Here is a 25,678-nt window from a genome sequence, read left to right as displayed (position 1 = left end):
CTATCGTGATGGCCTCACAATAGGGCGGTTGTGTGGGGGGAATTTGAAGCTATGTGAAGGGACGGTGAAGTCTCAGCGTGGCGACCACGCCGCCTTCGGGCCGATTGTGTAGACGGATATCGCCGTGATGCAGGCGCGCGACTTCACGAACAAAGGCCAGCCCAAGGCCGCTGCTCTTATGGCCGTCTTCACGCGGCAGCGAGTAGAACCGATCAAAGATCCGCGTCAGGGCATACTCCGGAATACCGCATCCGTTATCCGTTACGCTCAGTCGCACCTCTGCATTTCGTTTCTCTACTGCCAGGGCGATCTCGCCCCCCTGGGGGGTAAAATCAATCGCGTTGTCGAGCAGATTGCCCAGCGCCTGGGACAGCAGTTCGCCATCGCCATTGACCAGCATCCCACTCTCCTGCCAGCGCAAGGTGATGGCTTTCGCCGCCAGGGCGATGTCGCGCTCTTCCGCCAGGCGTTGGTATAGCGCATCTATCGACACCGGCTGCGGCTTTATCTCCAGCCGGCTTTCCAGTCGCGCCTGCTGGAGCAACCGCTCCACCAACAGCTGCATGCGAGTATTTTGCGCGAGGATATTCTCAGTAAACCGCGCCGCCACCGCAGGCGGCGGCTCTTCGCGCAGGATCTCCGCCGCACCGCGGATGGCCGCCAGCGGACTTTTCAGCTCGTGAGTCAGGTCATAGACATAGTTTTCGATGGCGTTTTTGCCTTCGAGTTTCACCCGCATGCTCTCCAGCGCCTGGGCCAGCTTACGCAGTTCGCTGCTGCCGACCTCCGGCAGCGGCAGCGGGCGGTCAGCGGTCACCGAGTCCGCATAGCGCACCAGCTTGCCGATAGAGAAATTGATCCACCAGACGACGCCGCAGCCAATCAACAGGGCAATGCCCAGCAGAGCGCCGCCGGCCCAAAGGATCCGCCGCTCGCTGCGCTGAATGACCGGCGTCATCGCCAGGTTGGGTTTACCGACGCTCAGCACGCCGATAATCCGCCCCTTATCCATCACCGGCGCGGCGATATACATCACCGAGCTGGCTTCATCATGCGGATCGCTGCGCGTACTGCGCGCGCCGTACTGGCCGCGCAGGGTGAGCCAGACGTCGTTCCAGCGTGAATAGTCCTGCCCTGTCGCCTCTCCGCTCGAGTCAAACACCACCTTGCCCCGGGCATCGGTCAGATAGACGCGGTACTCATTCCGCACCTTTTTAATTCCGCCAATATTGGCGTTGAGCCGCTGCTGGTTGAGCTGGTGAAAGGCCTGCGCCAGCCTGCCCTGCTGCGGGTTTGCCGCCAGCAGGTCCTCACGCGCCAGCGCCGCCAGCAGGGTGGCGGTATCGTTGAGGGTCCCCTCCGTCGCCCGGCGCACGCCCGGCTTCACTTCCTGGACAAAGATCGACAGTACAAACCACGCGGCGATCGCGACGATAAGAAAATAGCCCAGCAGCAGGCGCATGCCGATGCGCATCAGCCGCGCCCCAGGCTGTAGCCCATCCCGCGATGGGTATTGATTGGCGCCACCTCAGGATTGACGGCCCGCAGTTTAGCGCGCAGGGTTTTGATGTGGGTGTCGACGGTGCGGTCGAGGCTTTCCCAGGCATCGCTCCACACCAGCTCCATCAGCTGCTGGCGGGAGAAGACGCGACCGGGCGCGTGAAGCAGCGTTTTCAACAGCAGAAATTCATAGCGCGTCAGGTTCAGCGGCTGGCCGAACCAGCTTATCGACGCCGCCTGCTCGTCAAGCACAAACTCGCCGACGCGAACTACCGACGAAGGCGCGGCGAATTTTTGCAGCCGCCGCAGCACGCTGCGCACCCGCGCGCAGACTTCGCGCGGCGAAAACGGCTTGGCGATGTAATCGTCAGCGCCGATTTCCAGCCCCAGCAGCTTATCGACCTCGTCGCTCCGCGCCGTCAGAAACAGCACCGGCAGCGCCGGAAAGCGCGTCAGCAGGCGCCGACAGAGCTCGAAGCCGCTGATATCCGGCAAGCCGACGTCGAGGATGGCCACATCGGGCGCCTGATGCGCCGCCGCCTCCAGCGCGGGCAACCCGCGGTCAAAGACGGTGACCTGGAAGCCCTCCTGCTGGAGCATATAAACCAGGGTATCGGCGATACTCTGTTCATCCTCAACTAACCAAATCCGTGGCTGCTGCATGCGCGCTCCCGTTTATTTATTCCAGGGCATAATCGGCACGGCGCTGATGGCGTTCTTCGGCGAACCATCAACCACTTTATCCGAATAGGTCAGGTAGACCAGCGCATTGCGTTTCGCATCATAGAAGCGAACAACCTGTAGCTTTTTAAACACCAGCGAGGTGCGCTTCTGGAACACCACGTCGCCCTGGCTTTTGCCATTTTTGATTTTGTCCGTCAGCTCAATCGGCCCGACCTGCTGGCAGGAGATGGCCGCATCGGAGGTATCTTCCGCCAGACCCAGCCCGCCTTTGATCCCGCCGGTCTTCGCCCGGCTGATATAGCAGGTCACGTTCTGCACATCCGGATCGTCAAAGGCTTCGACGACAATTTTGTGATCCGGCCCTAACCATTTGAAGACCGTATCCACGGAACCAATCTGCTCCGCCTGAGCGACCTGGCAGCCGGCCAGCAGCAGCAGGCCCATCGCAAACTTCTTGTATTTCATATTGTTACCATTCTTAAAAAATATAGCTGAGTGATTATCACGCACTTTTCGGAAAAGGTTTATAGATCACAGCTTTACAAAATTCTCGTTCAGATCCACGCACCTACCGCATTTAAAAGCAAAAAAAACACTGAATGCTAAAACATCAAAAAATGCTATTATCCGCTACTTTAATATCAGGCACCTGTGTTTAAGGATGGGGACATTTTATGGATCAAGCAGGGATTATTCGCGATCTCCTTAGCTGGCTGGAAGGTCACCTGGATCAGCCGCTTTCTCTGGACAATGTGGCGGCGAAGGCGGGTTATTCCAAGTGGCATTTGCAGCGAATGTTTAAGGATGTCACCGGCCATGCCATCGGTGCCTATATTCGCGCGCGCCGGTTGTCGAAATCAGCTGTCGCATTACGCCTTACCGCCCGTCCAATCCTTGATATTGCGCTGCAGTACCGTTTCGACTCCCAGCAGACCTTCACCCGGGCGTTTAAGAAGCAGTTCTCGCTGACGCCGGCGCTCTACCGCCGCTCGCCGGACTGGAGCTCGTTCGGTATGCGTCCGCCGCTGCGTCTTGGCGAGTTTACCCTGCCGAAACATGAATTTGTCGCCCTGCCCACGACTCAACTGCTGGGGGTAACCCAGAGCTATACCTGTAAGCTGGAGGAAATCTCCGACTTCCGCAACCAAATGCGGGTCCAGTTCTGGCGCGATTTCCTCGGCAACTCGCCGTCGATCCCCCCGGTGCTCTATGGGCTGCATGAACCGCGTCCGAGCCTGGAGAAAGACGATGAACAGGAAGTGTTCTATACCACCGCGCTGACGCCGGAGATGGCTAACGGCCACCTGCAGAACGCCCATCCGGTGACGCTGGAGGGCGGCGAGTATGTCATGTTTACGTATGAAGGGCTGGGTACCGGCCTGCAGGAATTCATCCTGACGGTCTACGGCACCTGCATGCCGATGCTGAACCTGACGCGTCGCAAGGGGCTGGATATTGAACGCTTCTATCCTGAAGATGAAAGCCGGGATCAGGCCACGCCGATTCAGTTGCGCTGCGAATATCTGATCCCGATCCGCCGTTAACGCTGCAGCTCGTCCATCGCGGGGGCGTCAAGATGCGAGACGTCGCCCGCCGTTTCCACCACCCAGCCGGAAGCCAGCCACGGGCTCTGCTGATAATCGACGCGCGAGATAGAGCAGTTGCGCAGACGCAGCCGACGCTCTGCGTACGCCGGCAGCCCTAAAATCGTGCTCACCAGGCAGCCCAGCGCGATACCATGACTCACCAGCAGCGGTCGACTACCGGCCGGTAATTCCAGACAGGCTGCCAGCGCCGCATGCATACGTTCGCTAAGCTCCTGCATCGATTCGCCCTGAGGAATACGACCATCCGGCGTGCCGTTGACCAGCTGGCGGCGCCAGCCCTCTTCTTCTTCGCTGAGCGAGTCGATATGGCGCTTCTCCAGCACCCCCATATCCAGCTCGCGCAGGCGCGCATCGGCGATCACGCTGCAGCCGCAGGCTTCGGCGATAATCTCTGCTGTGCGGCGGGTTCGTCCCAGATCGCTGGTAATGATATGGGTGATCCCCAGCGTTCTGGCGCGCTCGCCAACCTGCCAGGCCTGGCGCTCACCGTGTGCGGTCAGCGGGCTGTCGGACTGACCCTGAATACGTCGCTCGGCGTTCCACTGCGTTTCACCGTGGCGAACAAGGTATACCTGTAACATGCTTTTTTTCCGTTCTGAACTCGTTATCGACCGCTTTCAGGCATTACCGCCTGCCCTGGGGGTGATTTAGAGTATACTGCGATGACGTTAGTTTATTCTGAGTTGTTTTGATTATGCACCATGTTGTCTCAGCGACCACTAATCCCGCCAAAATTCAGGCAATTCTGCAGGCTTTTGACGAGATTTTCGGCGAAGGATCCTGCCACATTGAGTCCGTATCCGTCGAGAGCGGCGTGCCGGAACAGCCCTTCGGCAGCGAGGAAACGCGCGCTGGCGCACGAAATCGCGTCGCCAATGCGCGCCTCGCCCAGCCCCATGCCGATTTCTGGGTCGCCATCGAAGCCGGAATTGACGATGGCAGTACCTTTAGCTGGGTGGTCATCGAAAGCGCCAGCCAGCGCGGAGAAGCGCGCTCAGCCACGCTGCCGTTGCCTGACGTTATTCTTGAGCAGGTTCGCGCTGGCGAAGCCCTCGGGCCGGTCATGTCGCAGTATACCGGCATCGATCAGATCGGTCGTAAAGAGGGGGCGATTGGGGTTTTCACCGGCGGCAAATTAACCCGCAGCAGCGTTTACCATCAGGCGGTCGTGCTGGCGTTAAGCCCGTTCCACAACGCTATTTATCGCTAGCCAGCAGCGTCTGCTCCAGCCACTGGCGCAGCTCAACCGGCGCCGACTTCAGGCTGTTCGACCCGCGGGTAATGGTCGCAATGCCGGCGCCGAGCTCATTTTTCAGCTCGCGCTGGCTCATCTCGCCGCGCAGCAGCTCTTCGATAATGCGCACCCGGGTTCCCAGCGCTTCGCGCTCATCAGGGGTTAGCATTAGCTGCAGCAGCGGCAGATGCAGATCCTGCGCATAGGCCTGCTGTAGCAGCGCCACAAAGCGCAGCCACTCCTGATGACGTTGTTCGGCAACGGCCGCGGAATAGGGAGATTGTTGGGTCATATCGCGCCACCATATTGAGACGGGCAGCTTACGCTGCCCGTCGAATGTACTCTTCAACGAGTACAAAGCATAACATACTTCCCGGCGATCAGTAACGCTGCCGCCACTCCGCATCGCTGAAGAGCTTATCCTGCTGTCCCATAAAGTAGCGGTAGTAGGCGTCATAGGAGAGGACGTTCTTCACGTAGCCGCGGGTTTCCGAGAACGGAATACTCTCGACAAACGCCACGGCGTCGATCCGTCCGGCGCTGTTCCCCTGCCAGGTGCGTACCCGACCCGGCCCGGCGTTATAGGCCGCCGAGGCGTAGATGCGGTTATTGCCGAACTGCTGGTAAACGTACTGCAAATAGCTGGTGCCGATGTTGATGTTGGTTTCCGGATCCAATAGCTGCGACGGGCCGCTGTAGCCGGGAATGCGGAACATGCTGACGGTATGCGTCGCGGTGCCCGGCATAATCTGCATCAGCCCGCTGGCGCCGACCGGCGAGCGCACTTTCGGGTTCCAGGCGCTCTCCTGGCGGGCAATGGCCATCGCGTAGCTTTGCGGAATATCTTTACCGCTGATATAGCGGGCAAACAGATCGTTATAGGCCAGCGGGAAGCGCTCATCCAGCTGATCCCACAGCTTGCCGGCGATCGTCGCCTGCACGCTCAGATCCCACCAGTGTTGATCGAAGGCATAGCGCGCCAGCTGCGCCTGCTGAGATTTTGTGCGGCTGGTGACCAGATTCGCCCATTCGGTGCGCGCGGTGTTATCCATATTCCAGTACATCAGCTCGCGTACCCGGGCCATCTCCGGACCGGAAGCCAGCGCCGGATCGAGCGTGCCAGTCGCTTTATCGATGCGGAAGGTATACTCCTCGCCGAGACGCTGCGCGGCGACCATCGGGTAGAATCCGCGCTGCTGCATCAACGACCGGAGGATCGCCTGCGCCTCCTCGTCCCTGCCGCGCTCCAGCAACAGATCCGCCTGCCAGTAGCGCCATTCGTCTTTCTCTTTCGCCTCCATCGGCAGGCGCGCCAGCCAGGTATTCAGGCCATGGCGATCGCCCGTCCCCAGCGCCATCCGCACCCGCCGCTCCACCAGCGGCGTGGACTGCGATCGCATAATCGCATCGTCGCGCCAGATGGCCTGCTCTTCGGTCACATCGTTCCCCATCAGGCGCCAGGCGACAATATCGCGTAGCTCCTGGGTCTGATCCTCATTGAGCTGCTGGGCCTGCACCAGCGAAGGGATCATCAAACGGGCATTTTCCACATCCTGACGGGCGACGCTGGCGAAGGCGACGGCGGCCATCTGGCGGGTAAAGTCCGTCGCCCCAGTGGTGCGGGCAAAGGTCAGGACGCTGTTAGGATCGTTAGCCAGAGCGACCACGGCGCTGGCGATGCTCTGGTAGTTGGCGGGCATCTGCTGGGCCAGCGATTTCACCAGCCCGATATTGCCGGCCTTCATCGCCAGGCGGATCCGTTCGAGATAAGCCAGCGGATCCTGCTGGCCGGAGTCGCGCCAGGCGCTGAACAGCGGTTCACAGGCGCCGGGCTGGTTCTTGCCCGTCAGCCAGAGGTCTTTCGCTCCGCTCCAGGCCTCCTGCGACTGCCCCACGCTCAGTTTGGCGTAGTAGTAGTTGCACTGCGCCTCGGTGCTGGTCGGCTTATCGGGACTAAACGCCAGCAAGCCGCGCCAGTCGCTGCGCCGGGCCAGTTCATTCACGAAGCGCGAACGTAATGAACGCGCGGGGGGCAGCGTCGGGTTGGCGTCAATAAAGTTTTTCACCACCAGCGCCGGCTGGTTCATCAGATCGTCGGTAATCTGCCGGTACTGCAAATAGGGATACAGGGGATAGGTGCTTAACGTGGGCATCAGCTGGTCAACCACATCCATCTGCCGGTTATCCCACGCCTGCTTAATTTGTGCGTAGCGGCTGCGCTGTTCATCCAGTGAATCCGCATGCGCCAGCTGACTCAACGCCAACAGACCAACGCTGGCAGCCAAAAGATGCCACGCCATTTTTTTGGCTTTTTCCACAAGCTCTTCCTCTTTCAGGTGCATTTTCGCAGCATCGTGCCGCTTAAAAGCCCCTACCGGTTCGGCAGGCGGCTTTACTTATGCTAATCAGACAACGCTAAACGCGCCATGTCCTGAACATTTTTTTACGCTTCTGTGAATCCTGTCGCCTCGCTGGGATTAGCGCGCGAAAAAGGCTACACTTCGGCTTTGAACTATCTATCAAAATAGAAAGAGGCGAAGTCCAACGTGGCTCAATTCGTTTATACCATGCATCGTGTCGGCAAAGTGGTTCCGCCGAAACGTCATATTTTGAAAAATATCTCCCTCAGCTTTTTCCCTGGCGCGAAAATCGGTGTGCTCGGTCTGAACGGCGCCGGTAAATCTACCCTGCTGCGCATCATGGCCGGTATCGACACCGAGATCGAAGGTGAAGCGCGTCCGCAGCCTGGCATTAAAATCGGCTACCTGCCGCAGGAGCCGCAGCTCAACCCGGAGCACACCGTGCGCGAGTCCGTTGAAGAAGCGGTCGCCGAAGTGGTTAACGCGCTGAAGGGTCTGGACGAAGTCTATGCCAAGTACGCCGAGCCGGATGCAGACTTCGATAAGCTTGCCGCACAGCAAGGCAAGTTCGAAGAAATTATCCAGGCGCACGACGGCCACAATCTGAACGTGCAGCTGGAGCGCGCGGCCGACGCCCTGCGCCTGCCGGACTGGGATGCGAAAATCGCCAATCTTTCCGGTGGTGAACGCCGCCGCGTCGCGCTGTGCCGCCTGCTGCTGGAAAAACCAGACATGCTGCTGCTCGACGAACCGACCAACCACCTGGACGCCGAGTCCGTCGCCTGGCTGGAACGCTTCCTGCACGACTTCGAAGGCACCGTGGTGGCAATTACCCACGACCGTTACTTCCTCGATAACGTCGCCGGTTGGATCCTCGAACTTGACCGCGGCGAAGGTATTCCGTGGGAAGGCAACTACTCCTCCTGGCTGGAGCAGAAAGATCAGCGTCTGGCGCAGGAAGCCTCTCAGGAAGCCGCGCGTCGCAAATCCATCGAGAAAGAGCTCGAGTGGGTTCGCCAGGGTGCGAAAGGCCGTCAGTCCAAGGGCAAAGCCCGTCTGGCGCGCTTTGAAGAGCTCAACAACGTTGAATACCAGAAACGTAACGAGACCAACGAACTGTTCATTCCGCCAGGCGCGCGTCTGGGCGATAAAGTTCTGGAAGTCAGCAACTTGCGTAAATCCTACGGCGACCGCGTGCTGATCGACGATCTGAGCTTCTCGGTACCGAAGGGCGCTATCGTCGGCATCATCGGCCCTAACGGCGCGGGTAAATCAACGCTGTTCCGCATGATGTCCGGCCAGGAACAGCCAGATTCCGGCACCATCACCCTGGGCGAAACCGTTAAGCTGGCCTCCGTCGATCAGTTCCGCGACGCGATGGACAACAGCAAGACCGTGTGGGAAGAGGTCTCCGGTGGCCTGGATATCATGAAGATCGGCAACACCGAGATGCCGAGCCGCGCCTACGTGGGCCGCTTTAACTTCAAAGGCGTAGACCAGGGCAAACGCGTTGGCGAACTGTCCGGCGGTGAACGCGGTCGTCTGCACCTGGCGAAGCTGCTGCAGGTTGGCGGTAACGTACTGCTGCTCGATGAACCGACCAACGACCTGGATATCGAAACCCTGCGCGCGCTGGAAAACGCCCTGCTGGAGTTCCCGGGCTGCGCGATGGTTATCTCGCACGACCGTTGGTTCCTTGACCGTATCGCCACCCACATTCTGGATTACCAGGATGAAGGTAAGGTGGAGTTCTTTGAAGGTAACTTTACCGAGTACGAAGAGTACAAGAAACGCACCCTCGGCGCCGACGCGCTGGAGCCGAAGCGAATCAAATACAAACGTATCTCAAAATAAAATGCAAAAAGGCAACGCAAGTTGCCTTTTTTAATGTTTGCTCCCTCTCCCACCGGGAGAGGGCCGGGGTGAGGGCATCAGCCCGCAGAGGATCTACCCCTGCTCCCCCATCAGCTGCTTCACCAGCTCGACGCAGCGCAGGAAGCGCGTATCGTAGTCCGACTCCTTAACATGGACGAACTCGATCTCATTCTCTTTCAGCAGCGACACCAGCAGCGACTGAAACTCTTTACGATCCACCGAACTCCCAAGGCTGCGTAACCCATCGGCCACCCACGGGGTATTGTTCTCCAGCAGGATCACCAGATCGAAGCGGTATTCATCAATCAGCGCCTGCACGAACGGGTGCTCTCGCCCCTCGTACTTCAGGCAGAACGCCTGAGTGCTGACGAAGTCGGTATCGATAAACGCCACCTTGTTGGCATATTTCACTGCGAAATCAATATACTGGGCATGCCCGAGGGCTATTTTATCGTAATCCGAATACTGGAGCGCCATCTCATCGCCGCCGAGATGCGAAAAGACATAATCCCGGCCATATTCCCAGGCGCTGGTGGTATTGAAGATATTGGCGAGCTTATTGACCAGCGTTGATTTCCCGCTCGACTCGCCGCCGAGGATCGCCACCGTCCGCACAAAGAACGGTTTCACTTCCGTCGGAATATATTCCCAGTAACGGAACGGGTTCTCGCGGATCTGGCCGCCGCTAATATTCATAAAGGTCCGCTTAGGATCGATAAGCACCGTCTCGATCCCCAGATGCTCAAGGTACTGCGGCGCATCGGCCTCTTCCGAGGTATAGATCCGGTTCGGCTCGATCCCTTTTTCGCTCATAAAAGCGCGGATACCATGACTCCACACATCCCAGCCGTGCGGATAGGGTTCCATCCCCTCTTCATTGAAGGCGTGGATGCGAATATTCTTCTGATATTTAAAAGTTTGTAGCAGCCAGCGCAGGCGGTCAGGCACCGTCGGCTGCTGCGACATGGCGCTCTCTTCAAACAGCTCGCGGTCGCGTGTGTCGTCATAGCCCATGATGATATGCAGCTCATCGACCTGGCTACAGGCGCGTTGAATCAAATAGATGTGCCCGGTATGCAGCGGGTAAAATTTACCAAACACCACGCCGACGCTTTTCTGTCGGCGGGGAAACTCCAGCCCGAGGAAACGATGCAGCGCTTCTAGCTTCTGCGCGCTCGGGCTTTTGATTTTGGCATTCAACAGTTGGCTGAGATACCCTTTGGTCATCCCGCTGGCTTCCGCCACCTGCTGCAGGGTACAGCCTTTCTGCTTTATGGCGCTTTTTAAATAGTCAAATGACGACATCGCTAATCTCCTTTTAACTTATTATAAGTCGTCAAAAACGCTTAGCGCGTCTGAAAGCTTTTTCACACCAAAGATTTGCATGCCTTCCGGCACTTTTTTCGGCACATTGGCCGCCGGGACGATGGCGCGGCGGAAGCCATGCTTCGCCGCTTCGGAGATACGCTCCTGTCCGCTCGGCACCGGGCGAATTTCGCCAGCCAACCCCACTTCGCCAAAGACCACCAGGTCCTGCGGCAGCGGGCGATCGCGCAAGCTGGAGACCATCGCCAGCAGCAGCGCCAGATCGGCGCTGGTTTCCGTGACCTTCACCCCACCGACCACGTTGACGAAAACGTCCTGATCGGCCATCTGCAGGCCGCCGTGGCGATGCAGCACCGCCAGCAGGATCGCCAGACGGTTCTGTTCCAGCCCCACCGCCACGCGGCGCGGGTTGGACATCATCGAGTGATCCACCAGCGCCTGGATCTCCACCAGCAGCGGGCGGGTCCCTTCCCAGACCACCATCACCGAGCTGCCGGAGGTGATTTCATCGCCCCGGCTGAGGAAGATAGCGGATGGGTTGCTCACTTCGCGCAGCCCCTGCTCGGTCATGGCGAAGACGCCCAGCTCGTTCACCGCGCCAAAGCGGTTTTTGTGGCTGCGCAGAGTGCGGAAGCGGGAGTCGGCATCGCCGTCCAGCAGCACCGAGCAGTCAATACAGTGCTCCAGCACCTTCGGGCCGGCCAGCGAACCGTCTTTGGTGACGTGGCCGACCATGACGATCGCCACGCCGCGTGTTTTGGCAAAGCGCGTCAGATAGGCCGCCGTTTCACGTACCTGGGCGACGCTGCCCGGCGACGACTGAACGTCGGCCATATGCATCACCTGGATAGAGTCGATCACCATCAGCTGCGGTTTTTCTTCCTCGGCAATCTGACAAATCTGCTCAATGCTGGTTTCCGACAGCATGTTCAGGTTCGCCGTCGGCAGCCCAAGGCGATGGGCGCGCATCGCCACCTGCTGAAGGGACTCCTCCCCGGTGACGTACAGGGTTTTCATCCCCTCCGCAAGTTTGCAGAGGGTTTGCAGCAGCAGCGTCGATTTCCCGGCGCCGGGGTTGCCGCCAATCAGGATCGCGCTGCCCGGCACTACGCCACCGCCCAGCACGCGGTCAAACTCTTTAAAGCCGGTGGAGAAACGCGGCAGCGCCTCCAGGCTGATATCTGACAGCTTCTGCACCTTCGACACGCCGGCGTTACCGGCATAGCCTGAAAGACGCTCGTTTCTCGCCACCTGCGGCGACGCGGCGATGCGCATCTCGGTGATGGTGTTCCAGGCATGGCAGGCGCTGCACTGCCCCTGCCAGCGCGGATAATCCGCACCACATTCATTACAGACAAATGCGCGTTTTGGAGCTTTCGCCACGTTTACCTCTTACTTTTGGTTCATGCTGCCCGAGAGAATACAGAATACCCCCATCAGGTCAGCGTGGCGGATAGTCACTTCCGCCTGTTCATTCACTTTAGGCTTCGCGTGATAGGCGATGCCGAGGCCTGCCGCCTTAATCATCGGCAGGTCGTTGGCGCCATCACCGATAGCCACAGTTTGCGCCGTTGGGATCTCATACTTTTCCGCCAGCTTGCGCAACGTATTGGCTTTATATTTCGCATCGACGATATCGCCGAGCACGTTGCCGGTGAGCTTGCCGTCGCGGATCTCCAGTTCATTGGCGAACACCGCGTCGAGATGTAGCTTGTCGCGCAGGTACTCGGCGAAGAAGGTGAAGCCGCCGGAGGCGATCGCCACCTTCCAGCCCAGCGTTTCCAGCTTGAGCACCAGCTGCGCCAGGCCCGGCATCAGCGGCAGCGCGTCGCGAACCTGCAGCAGAATGCTGGCATCAGCGTCTTTCAGCGTCGCCACGCGCTGGCGCAGGCTGGCGGTGAAGTCCAGCTCCCCGCGCATCGCCCGCTCGGTCACTTCCGACACCAGCTCGCCGGTGCCGGCCAGTTTCGCGATCTCATCGATGCATTCGATCTGGATCGCCGTGGAGTCCATATCCATCACCAGCAGTCCCGGGGTGCGCAGATGAGGGATTTTACCCAATGGCGCGACGTCCAGCCCCGCCTCATGTGCCAGTCGCGTCGCACGGGGGGTCAGCGAACCGGCCAGGCGGATCACCTGGTAATCCTCGACCACCCAGGAGGCGACGATCACTAACGCGGCGCCCAGCTCACGCTGCCAGTCCGTCAGACGGCGTTTATCCAGCCCACGCCCGTACAGCAGCCAGCCGCTGCGCCCGGCGTGATAATCCAGCGGCATGACCTCGTCACCGCTCAGGGAAAGCGGCAACCCAGGCCACAGGGAAACGTCTTCAGGCAGGTCGCACCAGGTCAAACTGTTAGGCATTACGGCTCCACATCTCTTCATTCAGGCGAGGAAAATAACGCATGAGGCTACCTTGTAACCAGCGCTTCTGGCAACATTAAGCTGCAAATTTTCAAAGGTGGAATATGGTTCGCGCAAAACTGAAATTCCGGCTGCATCGTGCGGTCATTGTCCTTATCTGTCTCGCCCTGCTCGTCGCGCTGATGCAGGGCGCCTCGTGGTTCAGTCAGAACAGTCAGAAACAACGCAATCCGCAGCTGGAAGAGCTGGCCCGCACGCTGGCGCAGCAGGTGGTGCTGAATCTTGCGCCGCTGATGCGCAGCGAGACGCCGGACGAAAAGCGCATCAATCAGCTGTTGACGCAGCTCACCCACAACAGCCGCGTACTGGACGCCGGGGTATATGACGACCAGGGCGACCTGGTGGCGCGCTCTGGCGAAAGCGTCGAGGTTCGCGACCGGCTGGCGCTGGATGGTAAGAAAGCCGGCGGCTACTTCAACCAGCAGATTGTCGAGCCGGTGCCGGGAAAAAACGGTCCGTTGGGCTACCTGCGTCTGACCCTCGATACCCATACGCTGGCGACCGAGGCGAAGCAGGTGGATAATACCACCAATATCTTACGCCTGATGCTGTTGCTGTCCCTGGCCATCGGCGTGGTACTGACCCGCACGCTGCTGCAGGGCAAACGCACCCGCTGGCAGCAATCGCCCTTCCTGCTCACCGCCAACAAGCCGGTTGAGGATGAAGACGATGAAAAGAAAGGAAATCTATAATGTCCACACTGCGCCTCCTGCTTTCTGACTCTTACGACCCGTGGTTCAACCTGGCGGTCGAGGAGTGCATTTTCCGCCAGATGCCCGCCACCCAGCGGGTGCTGTTCCTGTGGCGCAATGCCGATACCGTGGTCATCGGCCGCGCGCAGAACCCGTGGAAGGAGTGTAATACCCGCCGCATGGAGGAAGATCATGTGCGGCTGGCCCGTCGCAGCAGCGGCGGCGGCGCGGTATTCCACGACCTCGGCAATACCTGCTTTACCTTTATGGCAGGCAAACCGGAGTACGACAAAACTGTCTCCACCGCTATTGTGCTGGCGGCGCTCAATTCACTTGGCGTAACCGCCGACGCCTCCGGGCGCAACGATCTGGTGGTCAAAACCGACAGCGGCGACCGCAAAGTCTCCGGCTCCGCCTATCGTGAAACCATGGACCGCGGTTTTCACCACGGCACCCTGCTGCTCAACGCCGATCTAAGCCGTCTCGCCAACTACCTCAACCCGGACCAGAAAAAGCTGCAGGCTAAAGGCATTACCTCGGTGCGCGGGCGGGTGGCGAACCTGGTTGAGCTGCTGCCGGGCATTACCCATCAGCAAGTTTGCGAGGCGATCCAGGAGGCGTTCTTCAGCCATTACGGCGAACGGGTAGACGCCGAGGTGATCTCCCCGGACAACACGCCGGACCTGCCGAACTTTGCCGACACTTTCGCTCGCCAGAGCAGCTGGGAGTGGAACTTCGGCCAGGCGCCTGCCTTTTCCCACCTGCTGGACGAGCGCTTCCCCTGGGGCGGCGTCGAGCTGCATTTTGACGTTGAGAAGGGCCATATCACCCGCGCGCAGGCCTTTACCGATAGCCTGAATCCGGCGCCGCTGGAGGCGCTGGCGGAACGCTTAATCGGCTGTCAGTATCGGGCTGAGGTTTTGCAGCAGCAGTGTGAGGCGCTGATGGAGGACTTCCCGGAGCAGGAAGCGGAACTCAAAGCGCTGTCGGTGTGGATTGCCGGCGCGGTACGCTAAAAAAAGCCCGCTGGCGTAGCGCTTAGCGGGCCTGGAAAACCGCAGGCCGGGTCAGGCGAAGCCGCCGCCCGGCACAACAGCGTTTACTCTTTATCGCCCAGCAGCACGGATTCCAGCGCGATTTTAATCATGTCGTTGAACGTGGTCTGACGCTCCGCGGCAGTGGTCTGCTCGTGGGTACGAATATGGTCAGACACGGTGCAGATGGTCAGCGCTTTCGCCCCGAATTCCGCCGCCACGCCGTAGATACCCGCAGCTTCCATTTCCACGCCCAGGATGCCGTATTTTTCCATCACGTCGAACATGGACGGGTCCGGGGTATAGAACAGGTCTGCAGAGAAGATGTTGCCGACGCGCGCGTCAACGCCCAGCGCTTTCGCCGCGTCTACCGCGTTACGCACCATGCCGAAATCGGCAATCGCCGCGAAGTCGTGGTCTTTAAAACGCAGACGGTTCACTTTGGAGTCGGTGCAGGCGCCCATACCGATCACCACGTCGCGCAGTTTGACGTCTTCGCGCACCGCGCCGCAGGAGCCGACGCGGATGATTTTCTTGACGCCGAAATCGGTGATCAGCTCTTTGGTGTAGATAGAGCAGGACGGAATACCCATCCCGTGGCCCATGACGGAGATTTTGCGGCCTTTATAAGTGCCGGTGAAGCCCAGCATGCCGCGCACGTTGTTCACTTCACGCACGTCTTCGAGAAAGGTTTCTGCAATGTGCTTGGCGCGCAGCGGGTCGCCCGGCATCAAGACTACGTCAGCGAAATCGCCCATTTCTGCGTTAATGTGAGGAGTTGCCATCTTCAGTTCCTTTTACATTGTTGTTTTTGCCGGGCGGCGGCTACGCCTGACCCGGCCGACAAAACCGTAGGCCCGGATCGTTGAGCGCCTCCGGGCAATTGCATCACAGCATATTTTTACCGTAGGCCATTGGCGAGGTACCAAAGTATGTCGCCAGCGTCTGGCCGATGTCCGCGAAAGTTTCGCGGTGGCCTAACGATCCTGGTTTCACTTTCGGGCCGTACACCAGCACCGGAATATGCTCGCGGGTGTGGTCGGTACCGGTCCAGGTCGGGTCGCAGCCGTGGTCGGCGGTGAGGATCAGGATGTCGTCTTCCCCTACCAGCTCCATCAGCTCCGGCAGACGGCGGTCGAACAGTTCCAGACCCGCCGCGTAGCCGGCGACATCGCGACGGTGGCCCCAGGAGGAGTCAAAGTCGACGAAGTTGGTGAAGACGATAGTCTCGTCGCCGGCTTCCTTCATCTCTTTGATGGTCGCGTCGAACAGCGCGTCCAGCCCGGTGGCTTTCACTTTTTTGGTGATGCCGCAGTTTGCGTAGATGTCCGCTATCTTACCGACAGACACCACGTGGCCGTTCTTCTCGTCAACCAGCTTCTGCAGCACGGTCGGCGCCGGCGGTTCGACCGCCAGATCGTGACGGTTGCCGGTACGCTGGAAGTTACCGGCTTTATCGCCGATAAACGGACGAGCGATGACGCGGCCAATGTTGTAGCCGCCTTCGGTCAGCTCTTCACGGGCGATTTCGCACAGCTCATACAGCTTGTCGAGGCCAAAGGTCTCTTCGTGACAGGCGATCTGGAACACGGAGTCAGCGGAGGTATAGAAAATCGGTTTCCCGGTTTTCATATGCTCTTCGCCGAGCTGATCGAGGATCACCGTCCCGGAAGAGTGGCAGTTGCCGAGGTAGCCCGGCAGGTTGGCGCGTTTCACCAGCTTATCCAGCAGCTCCTGCGGGAAGCTGTTTTCATGATCGCTGAAGTAGCCCCAGTCAAACAGCACCGGCACGCCGGCGATTTCCCAGTGGCCGGACGGCGTATCTTTACCAGAAGAGAGTTCATGCGCCCAGGCCCAGGCGCCAATCACTTCGGCATTGCCATCCATTCCGGCGGCAATTTTACCGGTAGAGCCTTCATGCGCTTTCACCAGCCCCAGACGGGTCAGGTTCGGTAAATTCAGCGGGCCTTTGCGGCCGTGGTCAGCCTCGCCTTTGGCGCAGGCTTCCGCAATGTGGCCCAGGGTATCGGCGCCGACGTCGCCAAAGCGGTCTGCGTCTTCCGTTGCGCCAATCCCAAAGGAGTCCAGCACCATGATAAATGCACGTTTCATCTTGTTCTCCATACATCTTGCGCTGCAAAAAAGCGATCAGATCAGTATATCGCTATTCGGTGATACGGCGATAGACTGTCGGTGTAATTTCCGGAGCTTTATCGTCCAGTTTAATGGCCGCTTTGACCGCTTTCGCGGCCTCCTGCCAGCTGTTCTCGTCTTTGGCATGGATCACCGCCAGCGGACGCTGTCCGTCCACGCGGTCACCCAGACGCGCCATCTCGGTAAAGCCAACGCTATAGTCAATGGTGTCTGATGCCTGACGGCGGCCGCCGCCCATAGAAACCACTGCCATACCCAGCGCGCGTGTATCCATCGCGCTGACAAAACCTTCGGTATCAGCATAGACTGCTTTGCTCAGCATCGCCGTCGGCAGATAATGATCATAATTCTCGACAAAGTCGCTCGGTCCTTTCTGCGCCGCGACCATACGGCCAAAGACTTCCGCCGCTTTACCGTTATCCAGTACCGCCTGCAGCTTCGCGCGCGCGTCGGCATCGTCCGCCGCCAGCTTGCCGGAAATCAGCATCTCTACACACAGCGCCATCGTCACGTCGAACAGACGCGGGTTGCGGTATTCGCCGGTCAGGAACTGGACCGCTTCGCGAACTTCAACGGCGTTCCCGGCGCTGGAGGCCAGCACCTGGTTCATATCGGTCAGCAGCGCGGTGGTGCGCACGCCGGCGCCGTTGGCGACCCCGACGATCGCTTCCGCCAGCGCGGCGGAAAGTTCATAAGTCGGCATAAACGCGCCGCTGCCGACTTTGACGTCCATCACCAGCGCATCCAGCCCTTCCGCCAGCTTCTTGGCAAGGATCGAGGCGGTGATCAGCGGGATGGAGTCCACCGTCGCGGTAATATCGCGGGTGGCATAGAAACGTTTGTCCGCCGGAGCGAGGGAGCTGGTCTGCCCGATAATCGCCACGCCGACATCTTTAATAATCTCGCGGAAGCGGTTGTCGTCCGGGAAGATATCGAAGCCCGGGATCGCTTCCAGTTTATCCAGGGTACCGCCGGTATGGCCGAGTCCGCGGCCGGAAATCATCGGCACATACCCGCCGCAGGCGGCCACCATCGGTCCCAGCATCAGCGAAGTGACATCCCCGACGCCGCCGGTGGAGTGTTTATCGACGATCGGGCCGTTAAGGTTGAGGCTTTTCCAGTCCAGAACGGTACCGGAATCCCGCATCGCCATGGTCAGCGAAACGCGCTCCGGCATAGACATATCGTGGAAGAAGATGGTCATCGCCAGCGCGGCGATCTGCCCTTCTGAGATAGTATTGTCGCGGATGCCGTTGATGAAAAAGCGGATCTCTTCATCGCTTAATGCCTGACCATCACGTTTTTTACGAATAATTTCTTGTGCGAGAAACACGGTAACCCCCATGAGGAATCGGGTGAATGGTGGCGGGTGGCGCTAAGCTTACCCGCCCTACGATCCTGTAGGCCGGATAAGCGAAGCGTCATCCGGCAATGTCTGACAATCAGTAGCTGCTGGCGCTCTTGCCGTCGCCGTGACCCAGAGCTTTCAACAGGCTGGCCAGCAGGCTGGAGGCACCAAAGCGGTAGTGACGGGCATCGGCCCAGTCGGCGCCAAACAGCTCATCGGCGATCGCCAGGAACTGCTGCGCATCTTCCGCGCTGCGCACGCCGCCCGCCGGTTTGAAGCCAACGGTTTTCTCAACGCCCATATCGCGGATGACTTCCATCATGATGCGCGCGCTTTCCGGCGTGGCATTCACCGGCACTTTACCGGTCGAGGTTTTGATGAAATCGGCCCCGGCTTTGATAGAGATTTCAGACGCTTTACGGATCAGCGCTTCTTCTTTCAGCTCACCGGTTTCGATGATCACTTTCAGCAGCACGTTGGCCGCCGCGCAGGCCTCTTTACAGGCTTTCACCAGCTCGAAGCCGACCTGCTCGTTACCGGCAATCAGCGCGCGGTACGGGAACACCACGTCCACTTCATCGGCGCCGTAAGCGATCGCCGCGCGGGTTTCCGCCAGCGCAATGTCGATATCGTCATTACCGTGCGGGAAGTTGGTGACCGTAGCGATGCGGATATCCGGCGTTCCCTGCTCGTTCAGCGTTTTACGGGCAATCGGGATGAAGCGCGGATAGATGCAGACCGCCGCGGTGTTACCCACCGGGGTTTTCGCCTGATGACACAGGGCAATCACCTTCTCATTGGTGTCGTCGTCGTTCAGGGTGGTCAGGTCCATCAGTTTTAACGCGCGCAGGCTGCTTGCTTTTAAATCAGTCATTTCATACTCCGCCGGCGCAGTGCCGGTTCAATAGTTTGTTCACCTTGCGAGTCTGTTACTATTGTAACATTCACTCGCCGCTACACTTCGACATTCATCACAGTTAATGAAAACTACTTACTAATTTGCATTACTGTAATGTGACTTTAATCACAAAATATCAGCGCATACCGCGGCAATTATCCTCACGCCCCTCTTAAGCATAATCGAAACTCCGCACCCAATGAGGATGTGATAATTCTAACACACAATGACAGAGACTCTCGACACCGTGGCGCACATTTTGCCCACCCAGCCGGTGATACAATTATTATATTTTGAAATATAAGCTATTTTTCTGAAAGTCAGAAATGATGGAATTTTCACAAACTCAATAAAACCAGCGACGCGGCGGCCGCTGGTTGAGGGAACTGGCTTAGAGGGCGAGGAAAACCCCGGCGATGGTGGCGCTCATCAGGTTAGACAGCGTCCCCGCCGCCACCGCACGCAGCCCAAGCTGGGCGATATCCTGACGCCGGTTGGGCGCCATCCCCCCGAGGCCGCCGATCAGGATGGCGATCGATGACAGGTTAGCGAATCCGCACAGCGCGAAAGAGATAATGGCTTTAGTGTGATCTGAAATAACCTGCAGCCCGGCCGCCGCCACCTCGGCGTCCGCCTTCAGATACTCGCCAAAGTTCATATAGGCCACGAACTCGTTAATGATCAGCTTCTGGCCGATAAACGACCCCGCTACCGTCGCTTCGTGCCACGGCACGCCGATCACCCACGCCAGCGGTGAGAAGACCCAGCCGAGGATCATCTGCAGCGACAGCTCCGGATGGTTAAACCAGCCGCCGACGCCGGACAGAATGCCGTTCAGCAGGGCGATCAGCGCGATAAACGCCAGCAGCATCGCGCCGACGTTGAGCGCCAGCTGCATACCAGACGCGGCGCCGGAGGCGGCGGCGTCCAGCACGTTGGCCGGTTTATCCGCGTCAGCGCTCTGGCGGTCATGAGCCGGGTTATCGTCCGGCGTTTCCGTTTCCGGTACGATAATTTTGGCAAACAGCAATCCACCCGGCGCCGCCATAAACGACGCGGCAATCAGGTACTCCAGCGGAACGCCCATCTGCGCATAGCCCGCCAGCACGGAACCTGCCACCGAGGCCAGGCCGCCGCACATGACCGCAAACAGCTCCGAGCGGGTCATAGTGGCGATATAAGGACGCACCACCAGCGGCGCTTCGGTCTGACCAACGAAGATGTTCGCCGTGGCCGACAGCGATTCGGTACGCGAGGTCTTCAGTACCGCCCGCAGCGCGCCGCCGAGAATGCGAATGACCAGCTGCATAATGCCCAGGTAGTAAAGCACGGCAATCAGCGACGAGAAGAAGACGATCACCGGCAGCACGCGCAGGGCAAAGACAAAGCCGCCGCCGCCAAACACCTCGAACATTTTATCGGAGACCAGCCCGCCGAAGATGAAACCGATCCCTTCATTGCCATAGGCAATTACGCGGGCGACGCCGTTCGACATCGCTAACAGCGCCGAGCGCCCGGCCGGTACATACAATATCAACGCGCCGATACCCACCTGGATTATCCAGGCGCCGAGCACAGTACGCAGGTTAATGGCTTTTCGATTATTGGAGAGCAGCACAGCAATGGCCAAAAGCGCCACCATGCCGATAAGTCCCATGAGGATTTGCATACAGATTCCCTGTGTTTTGATAGTCCAGCACTAACGGCGTGATTATATCGGCATGAAACTATCCTGCCTGCCAGGCATCACACATTTTACGCAAATCAATGATATGGATGAACAATTATGAGAATTCGATCACCATACAGTGGCTGAGGGCAGGGAAAACAAGGCAAGCGTGTTGCGCATTATCCCTTCGGCTATGGCTGCCGGCGGCTCCGACCGGAGTTCGCACAGGGCGTCAAATACCCGCGCAGCTTGCTCCGGGCGATTGGGCTGGCCCTGGAAGCCATTGAGCGGCATATCCGGGGCATCGGTCTCCAGCAGCAGGGCTGAAAGCGGCAGACGCGCCATCACCTCGCGGGTTTTGCTGGCGCGGGGATAGGTAATGGTGCCGCCAACGCCGATCTTATAGCCAAGCTGCACGAAACGCTCGGCCTGCTGCAGGCTGCCGGCGAAGCCATGTACCACCCCGGTACGCGGCAGGGCATGTTTTTTCAGCAGCATCGCCAGCTTATCGTGGGTGCGTCGGGAGTGGAGGATCACCGGCAGATCGTAACGCTTCGCCAGACACAGCTGCGCTTCCAGCAGCGCCTGCTGACGATCGAACTGCGGCTCGTCGCGATAGAGATCGAGACCAATCTCCCCCACCGCCACCAGTTTTGGCGGGCGCTGCGCCAGCGACGCCTCCAGTTGCGCCAGCCCCTCATCGGTGTGCTGCTCGATGACAATCGGATGCAGGCCCAGCGCGGCATACAGCGCCTCGTGCTGCGCCGCCAGCGCCAGCACGCGGCTAAAACGCTCAGCGGAGATGGCCGGAACGATAATTCGCCCGACGCCGGCCTGCGCCGCACGCGCCAGGCTGGCGACCTCATCTTCCGCGAAGGGGGGAAAATCGAAATGGCAGTGGGTATCGATAAAACGGTGCGTCACGCCAGATCCTCATGATTAAAGCTTGCGTCATTGGCCTGCGGCGCAGCGATGATGGTCGCCTGCGGCGCTTCATTGGCCACCGGCACCGGCGGCACCACCACCGGCGCAGGCCGGGCGATACGCGGTGCGTGGCGCAACAGCGGCGGCCGGTCGGCCAGCAGTTTACCCACGGTGGCCAGGAAATAACGGCCGCACTGGCGTCCGGTTTTGTAGTCCTCCAGCAGCGCCGGCAGTCGGCTGCCAAGCGCCATGCTGCGCAGCGGCCGCTGGGGATAGATTTCGAAGATCCGCAGTTTGCCGGGCGGTTTTTCGATGAACTGCTGGATGGCGCGATAGGTGGTTTCGTGATGATGCACCAGATTGACCAGCGGCTGCAGGCTGCTCTCCCCCAGCCAGCGCTCCATCCGCTTAAACCACTCCGGGGTGTAAAACATCTGCGAAGGGACAGTGCGGATCACCACGATGGTCTGAGCGCCGCGGCGGGCCGCCTCCTGTACCGGGATCGCATCGCTGACGCCGCCGTCAAGGTAGCTAACGCCGTCAAGTAACACGCCGCTGCGGTAAAACCCGGGGATGGCGCTGGAGGCGCGGATCAGATCCAGCCAGGTTTGCGGCGTCGGTGAAAAATAGCTGGCGGAGTAATCGTCGCCGCGACAGGCGCACATCCACAGCTCTTTGCCCAGCGCGAACTGCGTTTCGGCATAGTTCATGGCCAGCGGCATCTGCTGCGAGGTGGCCTCCACCAGCCAGTCGAGATCGATAAGGTTGCCGCCGCGCACAAAGCGCATCGGATCGAAAAACTGGCGTGAGGTGGTGTAGCGTGTGATGACTTTGCGGGCATAGCCTTGCTGATTACACATGTAAGCGGAGAGGTTTTGCGCCCCCGCGGAGGTCCCCAGCATCAGGTCAAAGGGGTTAAATCCGGCGCGCATGAATTCGTCCAGAACCCCGGCGGTGAAAATCCCTCGCTGTCCCCCACCTTCACACACCAGCGCCAGCTTGCCTGGTCGGAAGGGTTTAACCGCCAGCGGGGCGATATTGCCCAGCGTAACGGGAATGCGTTGCCCCACCCTGCTTTCCTGTTCGATTAGTCTTCTCCTGACAAGGTAACGCAATTTGCCCATCGCTTAAACCGCGAAAGCCAGTCCGCAGGACTGGCTTTGTGTAAGATGACGTGTCAGTAAAAACGCTCAGGCTTCAGCATCGCCCGGATTGTTGTCCCTCTACGGACGTCTGCGTCCTGTAAACAGGCTCACCAGGAACAGGATAATCCCGACGACAAAGACGATTTTCGCGGCGCCAGCGGCAGTACCCGCCAGACCACCAAAGCCCAGGGCCGCAGCAATTAATGCAATGACCAGAAAAATAATTCCCCATCGAAACATACTTTTCTCCTTACCATAATGGACGGTGAACAGCGGTTTGCGCACCCTTTCTGGAAAGCTCATCGCTCAGTGGGTGCTGCTATTCGTTCGGCAACCTTGGCCAGACAACACTTTTGTTAATAACTCGATTTACTTCACGCTAAGATCGTTGCGGACGCTTTTCACACCGGAAACCGCTTTCGCAATCTCTGCGGCGCGCTCAGCCTGCGCCGCGGAAGCCACCGTACCGGTCAGATGCACTGCGCCGGCGTTAGTTTCGACTTTCACATTGCGCGAAGGGACAATGTCATCCGCCAGCAGCTTAGCCTTCACTTCGCTGGTAATAGCGGTGTCCCCGGCATAGCCTTTCAGCGTCGCCGTCTCACTCGACGATTTGTGCTTCACCGTCAGCTTGTCGTTGACCTGAGAGACGCCTTCGACCGCTTTTGCCACGCTCAGCGCCTGACTTTTCTGTTCAGCACTGGTGACGTCGCCGCTGAGGGTGACCACTTTGTTTTCCGTTTTCACCGAAATATCGCCGGAGTTAATATCTTTATGGTCGATCAGCGCCGCCTTTACCCGTGCGGTAATAGTGCTGTCGTCCATAAAATCGCCGACTTTATTAATCGAATTGTCTACCGCCTCTCCCGCATTGCTGGCAGCTGACTTCGCACTGTCTACCGTTGTTTTTTCCGTCTCTGCCGAGGCGTTCAACGCGGCTAAGCCTAAGAAGAGCGCCAGCAACATATTGGCATTCTTTAGTCTGGTCATCGTGATGTCCTCGTTTTTTCACCAGCGCTGGCGTCTTATCGCAGTGAATTACGCCAGCATTTTTAAAAACACGAATTAAATATAGTAGACAGGCGAAGGGGTTGCGGAGGATATGGATAAAAAACAGACGAATTAGCGGCGTTTTAAGAACTTTCCAGAAGGAGGGAAGCGCGGGCGGAAGAAGAAAAAAGCGCGGCCTGCGCCGCGCTTCGTCAGGGATTAGTGCTCGCGCGTTTTGCGGAACACCACGTCAGGATAACGCTCCTGCGTCAGGTTCAGGTTGACCATCGTCGGGGCGATGTAGGTCAGGTTATCGCCGCCATCCAGCGCCAGCTGAACTTCGTTTTTACGTTTGAACTCTTCGAATTTCTTCACGTCAGTGGATTCAACCCAGCGCGCGGTGGCCACGTTGACCGATTCGTAAATCGCTTCCACGTTGTATTCGCTTTTCAGGCGCGCCACGACGACGTCAAACTGCAGCACACCCACGGCGCCGACGATCAGATCGTTATTGGCGATCGGACGGAAGACCTGCACCGCGCCCTCTTCAGAGAGCTGAACCAGCCCTTTCAGCAGCTGTTTCTGCTTCAGCGGATCCTTCAGGCGAATACGACGGAACAGTTCCGGGGCGAAGTTCGGAATACCGGTGAACTTCATCATCTCGCCCTGGGTGAAGGTATCGCCAATCTGAATGGTGCCGTGGTTATGAAGGCCGATGATATCCCCAGGATAGGCTTCTTCAACGTGCGAACGGTCGCCGGCCATAAAGGTCAGCGCGTCGGAGATCACCACGTCTTTACCGATGCGCACCTGACGCAGCTTCATGCCTTTCTCATATTTACCTGACACCACGCGCATGAAAGCCACGCGGTCGCGGTGTTTCGGGTCCATATTGGCCTGAATTTTAAACACGAAGCCGGTGAACTTCTCTTCCGTCGCGGTGACTTCACGGGTGTCGGTGTTACGCGGCATCGGCGCCGGCGCCCACTCCACCAGGCCATCCAGCATATGGTCAACGCCGAAGTTACCTAACGCGGTTCCGAAGAACACCGGGGTGATTTCCCCGGCCAGGAACAGATCTTTATCGAACTCGTTCGACGCGCCCTGCACCAGCTCCAGCTCGTCGCGCAGCTGCTGCGCCAGATCTTCCCCCACCGCCGCGTCGAGATCCGGGTTATTGAGCCCCTTCACGATGCGCACTTCCTGGATGGTATGGCCTTTACCGGTCTGATACAGGTAGGTTTCATCTTTGTAGAGATGATAGACGCCCTTGAACAGCTTACCGCAGCCGATAGGCCAGGTAATCGGCGCGCAGCCGATTTTCAGCTCGTTCTCCACTTCATCCAGCAGCTCCATCGGATCGCGGATATCACGGTCGAGTTTGTTCATAAAGGTGAGGATCGGCGTATCGCGCAGACGGGTGACTTCCATCAGCTTACGGGTCCGATCTTCGACGCCTTTTGCCGCGTCAATCACCATCAGGCAGCAGTCCACCGCCGTCAGGGTACGGTAGGTATCTTCCGAGAAGTCTTCGTGCCCCGGGGTATCCAGCAGGTTCACCAGACAGTCATGATAGGGGAACTGCATCACCGAGGTGGTGATCGAGATACCACGCTGCTTTTCCATTTCCATCCAGTCGGATTTCGCGTGCTGGCTGGAGCCACGACCTTTTACGGTACCGGCGGTCTGAATCGCCTGTCCGAACAGCAGCACCTTTTCGGTGATGGTGGTCTTACCGGCATCCGGGTGAGAAATAATGGCAAAAGTGCGGCGTTTGGCCACCTCTTGCAGATAAGGAGACAACGTCATAATTA

At 58.8% G+C, this 25,678-nt stretch carries 24 protein-coding genes; 5 read left to right on the top strand and 19 right to left on the bottom strand.

Translation table 11 applies throughout. From position 1 onward, the window contains the following. Nucleotides 1–49 precede the first annotated feature (49 nt). The 3 genes from creC to creA are packed head-to-tail and all read right to left on the bottom strand — an operon-like array spanning nt 50 to nt 2,649. Complete coding sequence (gene creC, locus ACOI6Z_RS22750) at nt 50–1,474, bottom strand: two-component system sensor histidine kinase CreC (RefSeq protein WP_044525307.1); 1,425 nt, start codon at nt 1,472–1,474, stop codon at nt 50–52. Further along, nucleotides 1,474–2,163 carry a two-component system response regulator CreB gene (gene creB / locus ACOI6Z_RS22745; protein WP_048296628.1) on the bottom strand — a complete coding sequence of 230 codons (690 nt, stop codon included), beginning with the start codon at nt 2,161–2,163 and terminating at the stop codon, nt 1,474–1,476. The genes creC and creB overlap by 1 nt, the downstream gene beginning before the upstream one ends. Before the next feature lie 12 nt (nt 2,164–2,175). Continuing rightward, complete coding sequence (creA, locus tag ACOI6Z_RS22740; RefSeq protein WP_009309170.1) at nt 2,176–2,649, bottom strand: protein CreA; 474 nt, start codon at nt 2,647–2,649, stop codon at nt 2,176–2,178. Between the two features lie 209 nt (nt 2,650–2,858). Between creA and robA the strand changes: the two genes are divergently transcribed. Further along, on the top strand, nt 2,859–3,728 hold the full coding sequence (robA, locus tag ACOI6Z_RS22735; protein WP_004204217.1) for an MDR efflux pump AcrAB transcriptional activator RobA: 870 nt from the start codon (nt 2,859–2,861) through the stop codon (nt 3,726–3,728). On the opposite strand, the gene gpmB is transcribed toward robA, so the two are convergent. Continuing rightward, complete coding sequence (gpmB, locus tag ACOI6Z_RS22730; RefSeq protein ID WP_004204216.1) at nt 3,725–4,372, bottom strand: 2,3-diphosphoglycerate-dependent phosphoglycerate mutase GpmB; 648 nt, start codon at nt 4,370–4,372, stop codon at nt 3,725–3,727. The two genes, robA and gpmB, sit on opposite strands and share 4 nt — an antisense overlap. Nucleotides 4,373–4,485: 113 nt before the next feature. Between gpmB and yjjX the strand changes: the two genes are divergently transcribed. After that, nucleotides 4,486–5,001: an inosine/xanthosine triphosphatase gene (gene yjjX / locus ACOI6Z_RS22725; protein WP_032452387.1), complete on the top strand. Its 516-nt coding sequence runs from the start codon at nt 4,486–4,488 to the stop codon at nt 4,999–5,001. On the opposite strand, the gene trpR is transcribed toward yjjX, so the two are convergent. Both trpR and sltY read right to left on the bottom strand, forming a co-directional pair. Then, nucleotides 4,988–5,317 (bottom strand): trp operon repressor, encoded by a 330-nt coding sequence (gene trpR, locus ACOI6Z_RS22720; protein ID WP_004204213.1) that lies wholly within the window; start codon nt 5,315–5,317, stop codon nt 4,988–4,990. The genes yjjX and trpR overlap by 14 nt on opposite strands. An 88-nt stretch (nt 5,318–5,405) precedes the next feature. After that, nucleotides 5,406–7,343 (bottom strand): murein transglycosylase, encoded by a 1,938-nt coding sequence (gene sltY, locus ACOI6Z_RS22715; RefSeq protein ID WP_420687519.1) that lies wholly within the window; start codon nt 7,341–7,343, stop codon nt 5,406–5,408. Nucleotides 7,344–7,571: 228 nt separating this feature from the next. Here sltY and ettA point away from each other — a divergent pair, with 228 nt between their 5' ends. After that, nucleotides 7,572–9,239, top strand: a complete 1,668-nt coding sequence (ettA, locus tag ACOI6Z_RS22710) for an energy-dependent translational throttle protein EttA (RefSeq protein ID WP_023291900.1) — start codon at nt 7,572–7,574, stop codon at nt 9,237–9,239. A 93-nt stretch (nt 9,240–9,332) separates the two neighbouring features. On the opposite strand, the gene nadR is transcribed toward ettA, so the two are convergent. From nadR to serB, 3 genes are read right to left on the bottom strand one after another with little or no spacing between them, the layout of a single operon-like run. Beyond that, entirely contained in the window at nt 9,333–10,565 is a 1,233-nt protein-coding gene (gene nadR, locus ACOI6Z_RS22705) for a multifunctional transcriptional regulator/nicotinamide-nucleotide adenylyltransferase/ribosylnicotinamide kinase NadR (protein ID WP_004886547.1), read from the bottom strand. 21 nt (nt 10,566–10,586) lie between these two features. Then, nucleotides 10,587–11,969, bottom strand: coding sequence for a DNA repair protein RadA (gene radA, locus ACOI6Z_RS22700; protein ID WP_065812860.1), 1,383 nt, complete (start codon nt 11,967–11,969; stop codon nt 10,587–10,589). A gap of 9 nt (nt 11,970–11,978) precedes the next feature. Beyond that, entirely contained in the window at nt 11,979–12,950 is a 972-nt protein-coding gene (gene serB, locus ACOI6Z_RS22695) for a phosphoserine phosphatase (protein ID WP_065812859.1), read from the bottom strand. A gap of 104 nt (nt 12,951–13,054) precedes the next feature. Here serB and ACOI6Z_RS22690 point away from each other — a divergent pair, with 104 nt between their 5' ends. Next, nucleotides 13,055–13,702: a YtjB family periplasmic protein gene (locus ACOI6Z_RS22690; RefSeq protein ID WP_023291897.1), complete on the top strand. Its 648-nt coding sequence runs from the start codon at nt 13,055–13,057 to the stop codon at nt 13,700–13,702. Beyond that, complete coding sequence (gene lplA / locus ACOI6Z_RS22685; protein WP_032452385.1) at nt 13,702–14,718, top strand: lipoate--protein ligase LplA; 1,017 nt, start codon at nt 13,702–13,704, stop codon at nt 14,716–14,718. Before ACOI6Z_RS22690 ends, lplA begins: the two co-directional genes overlap by 1 nt. 83 nt (nt 14,719–14,801) lie before the next feature. Here lplA and deoD read toward each other — a convergent pair whose 3' ends face one another. From deoD to prfC, 10 genes are all read right to left on the bottom strand, one after another. Beyond that, on the bottom strand, nt 14,802–15,521 hold the full coding sequence (gene deoD, locus ACOI6Z_RS22680) for a purine-nucleoside phosphorylase (protein WP_002887789.1): 720 nt from the start codon (nt 15,519–15,521) through the stop codon (nt 14,802–14,804). A gap of 103 nt (nt 15,522–15,624) precedes the next feature. Next, nucleotides 15,625–16,848, bottom strand: coding sequence for a phosphopentomutase (gene deoB / locus ACOI6Z_RS22675; protein ID WP_023291895.1), 1,224 nt, complete (start codon nt 16,846–16,848; stop codon nt 15,625–15,627). A gap of 52 nt (nt 16,849–16,900) precedes the next feature. After that, on the bottom strand, nt 16,901–18,223 hold the full coding sequence (gene deoA / locus ACOI6Z_RS22670; protein ID WP_032429093.1) for a thymidine phosphorylase: 1,323 nt from the start codon (nt 18,221–18,223) through the stop codon (nt 16,901–16,903). A 109-nt stretch (nt 18,224–18,332) separates the two neighbouring features. Next, nucleotides 18,333–19,112: a deoxyribose-phosphate aldolase gene (gene deoC, locus ACOI6Z_RS22665; RefSeq protein WP_004886530.1), complete on the bottom strand. Its 780-nt coding sequence runs from the start codon at nt 19,110–19,112 to the stop codon at nt 18,333–18,335. Nucleotides 19,113–19,527: 415 nt separating this feature from the next. Beyond that, nucleotides 19,528–20,805: a NupC/NupG family nucleoside CNT transporter gene (locus ACOI6Z_RS22660; protein WP_023291892.1), complete on the bottom strand. Its 1,278-nt coding sequence runs from the start codon at nt 20,803–20,805 to the stop codon at nt 19,528–19,530. Nucleotides 20,806–20,934: 129 nt separating this feature from the next. Beyond that, the gene (locus tag ACOI6Z_RS22655; protein WP_044525304.1) at nt 20,935–21,729 is read right to left on the bottom strand and encodes a metal-dependent hydrolase; all 795 of its coding nucleotides are present in this window, start codon (nt 21,727–21,729) and stop codon (nt 20,935–20,937) included. Continuing rightward, the gene (locus tag ACOI6Z_RS22650) at nt 21,726–22,799 is read right to left on the bottom strand and encodes a patatin-like phospholipase family protein (RefSeq protein ID WP_023291890.1); all 1,074 of its coding nucleotides are present in this window, start codon (nt 22,797–22,799) and stop codon (nt 21,726–21,728) included. The genes ACOI6Z_RS22655 and ACOI6Z_RS22650 overlap by 4 nt, the downstream gene beginning before the upstream one ends. A 153-nt stretch (nt 22,800–22,952) precedes the next feature. Continuing rightward, nucleotides 22,953–23,114, bottom strand: a complete 162-nt coding sequence (locus tag ACOI6Z_RS22645) for a DUF1328 domain-containing protein (protein ID WP_002887716.1) — start codon at nt 23,112–23,114, stop codon at nt 22,953–22,955. A gap of 129 nt (nt 23,115–23,243) precedes the next feature. Then, nucleotides 23,244–23,864: a molecular chaperone OsmY gene (osmY, locus tag ACOI6Z_RS22640; protein WP_032454796.1), complete on the bottom strand. Its 621-nt coding sequence runs from the start codon at nt 23,862–23,864 to the stop codon at nt 23,244–23,246. Nucleotides 23,865–24,083: 219 nt separating this feature from the next. After that, entirely contained in the window at nt 24,084–25,673 is a 1,590-nt protein-coding gene (gene prfC, locus ACOI6Z_RS22635; protein WP_002887711.1) for a peptide chain release factor 3, read from the bottom strand. Nucleotides 25,674–25,678: the final 5 nt, after the last annotated feature.

Origin of the sequence: Klebsiella sp. C239 (genome assembly GCF_048822715.1) — a bacterium.
GTDB lineage: Bacteria > Pseudomonadota > Gammaproteobacteria > Enterobacterales > Enterobacteriaceae > Klebsiella > Klebsiella quasipneumoniae.
This window is presented reverse-complemented; position numbering and strand designations above follow the sequence as displayed.

Coding starts and splice junctions, on each gene's coding strand:
- creC (WP_044525307.1), bottom strand. CDS start 1,474: ATGCGCATCGGCATGCGCCTGCTGCTGGGCTATTTTCTTATCGTCGCG.
- creB (WP_048296628.1), bottom strand. CDS start 2,163: ATGCAGCAGCCACGGATTTGGTTAGTTGAGGATGAACAGAGTATCGCC.
- creA (WP_009309170.1), bottom strand. CDS start 2,649: ATGAAATACAAGAAGTTTGCGATGGGCCTGCTGCTGCTGGCCGGCTGC.
- robA (WP_004204217.1), top strand. CDS start 2,859: ATGGATCAAGCAGGGATTATTCGCGATCTCCTTAGCTGGCTGGAAGGT.
- gpmB (WP_004204216.1), bottom strand. CDS start 4,372: ATGTTACAGGTATACCTTGTTCGCCACGGTGAAACGCAGTGGAACGCC.
- yjjX (WP_032452387.1), top strand. CDS start 4,486: ATGCACCATGTTGTCTCAGCGACCACTAATCCCGCCAAAATTCAGGCA.
- trpR (WP_004204213.1), bottom strand. CDS start 5,317: ATGACCCAACAATCTCCCTATTCCGCGGCCGTTGCCGAACAACGTCAT.
- nadR (WP_004886547.1), bottom strand. CDS start 10,565: ATGTCGTCATTTGACTATTTAAAAAGCGCCATAAAGCAGAAAGGCTGT.
- serB (WP_065812859.1), bottom strand. CDS start 12,950: ATGCCTAACAGTTTGACCTGGTGCGACCTGCCTGAAGACGTTTCCCTG.
- ACOI6Z_RS22690 (WP_023291897.1), top strand. CDS start 13,055: ATGGTTCGCGCAAAACTGAAATTCCGGCTGCATCGTGCGGTCATTGTC.
- lplA (WP_032452385.1), top strand. CDS start 13,702: ATGTCCACACTGCGCCTCCTGCTTTCTGACTCTTACGACCCGTGGTTC.
- deoD (WP_002887789.1), bottom strand. CDS start 15,521: ATGGCAACTCCTCACATTAACGCAGAAATGGGCGATTTCGCTGACGTA.
- deoB (WP_023291895.1), bottom strand. CDS start 16,848: ATGAAACGTGCATTTATCATGGTGCTGGACTCCTTTGGGATTGGCGCA.
- deoC (WP_004886530.1), bottom strand. CDS start 19,112: ATGACTGATTTAAAAGCAAGCAGCCTGCGCGCGTTAAAACTGATGGAC.
- ACOI6Z_RS22660 (WP_023291892.1), bottom strand. CDS start 20,805: ATGCAAATCCTCATGGGACTTATCGGCATGGTGGCGCTTTTGGCCATT.
- ACOI6Z_RS22645 (WP_002887716.1), bottom strand. CDS start 23,114: ATGTTTCGATGGGGAATTATTTTTCTGGTCATTGCATTAATTGCTGCG.
- osmY (WP_032454796.1), bottom strand. CDS start 23,864: ATGACCAGACTAAAGAATGCCAATATGTTGCTGGCGCTCTTCTTAGGC.
- prfC (WP_002887711.1), bottom strand. CDS start 25,673: ATGACGTTGTCTCCTTATCTGCAAGAGGTGGCCAAACGCCGCACTTTT.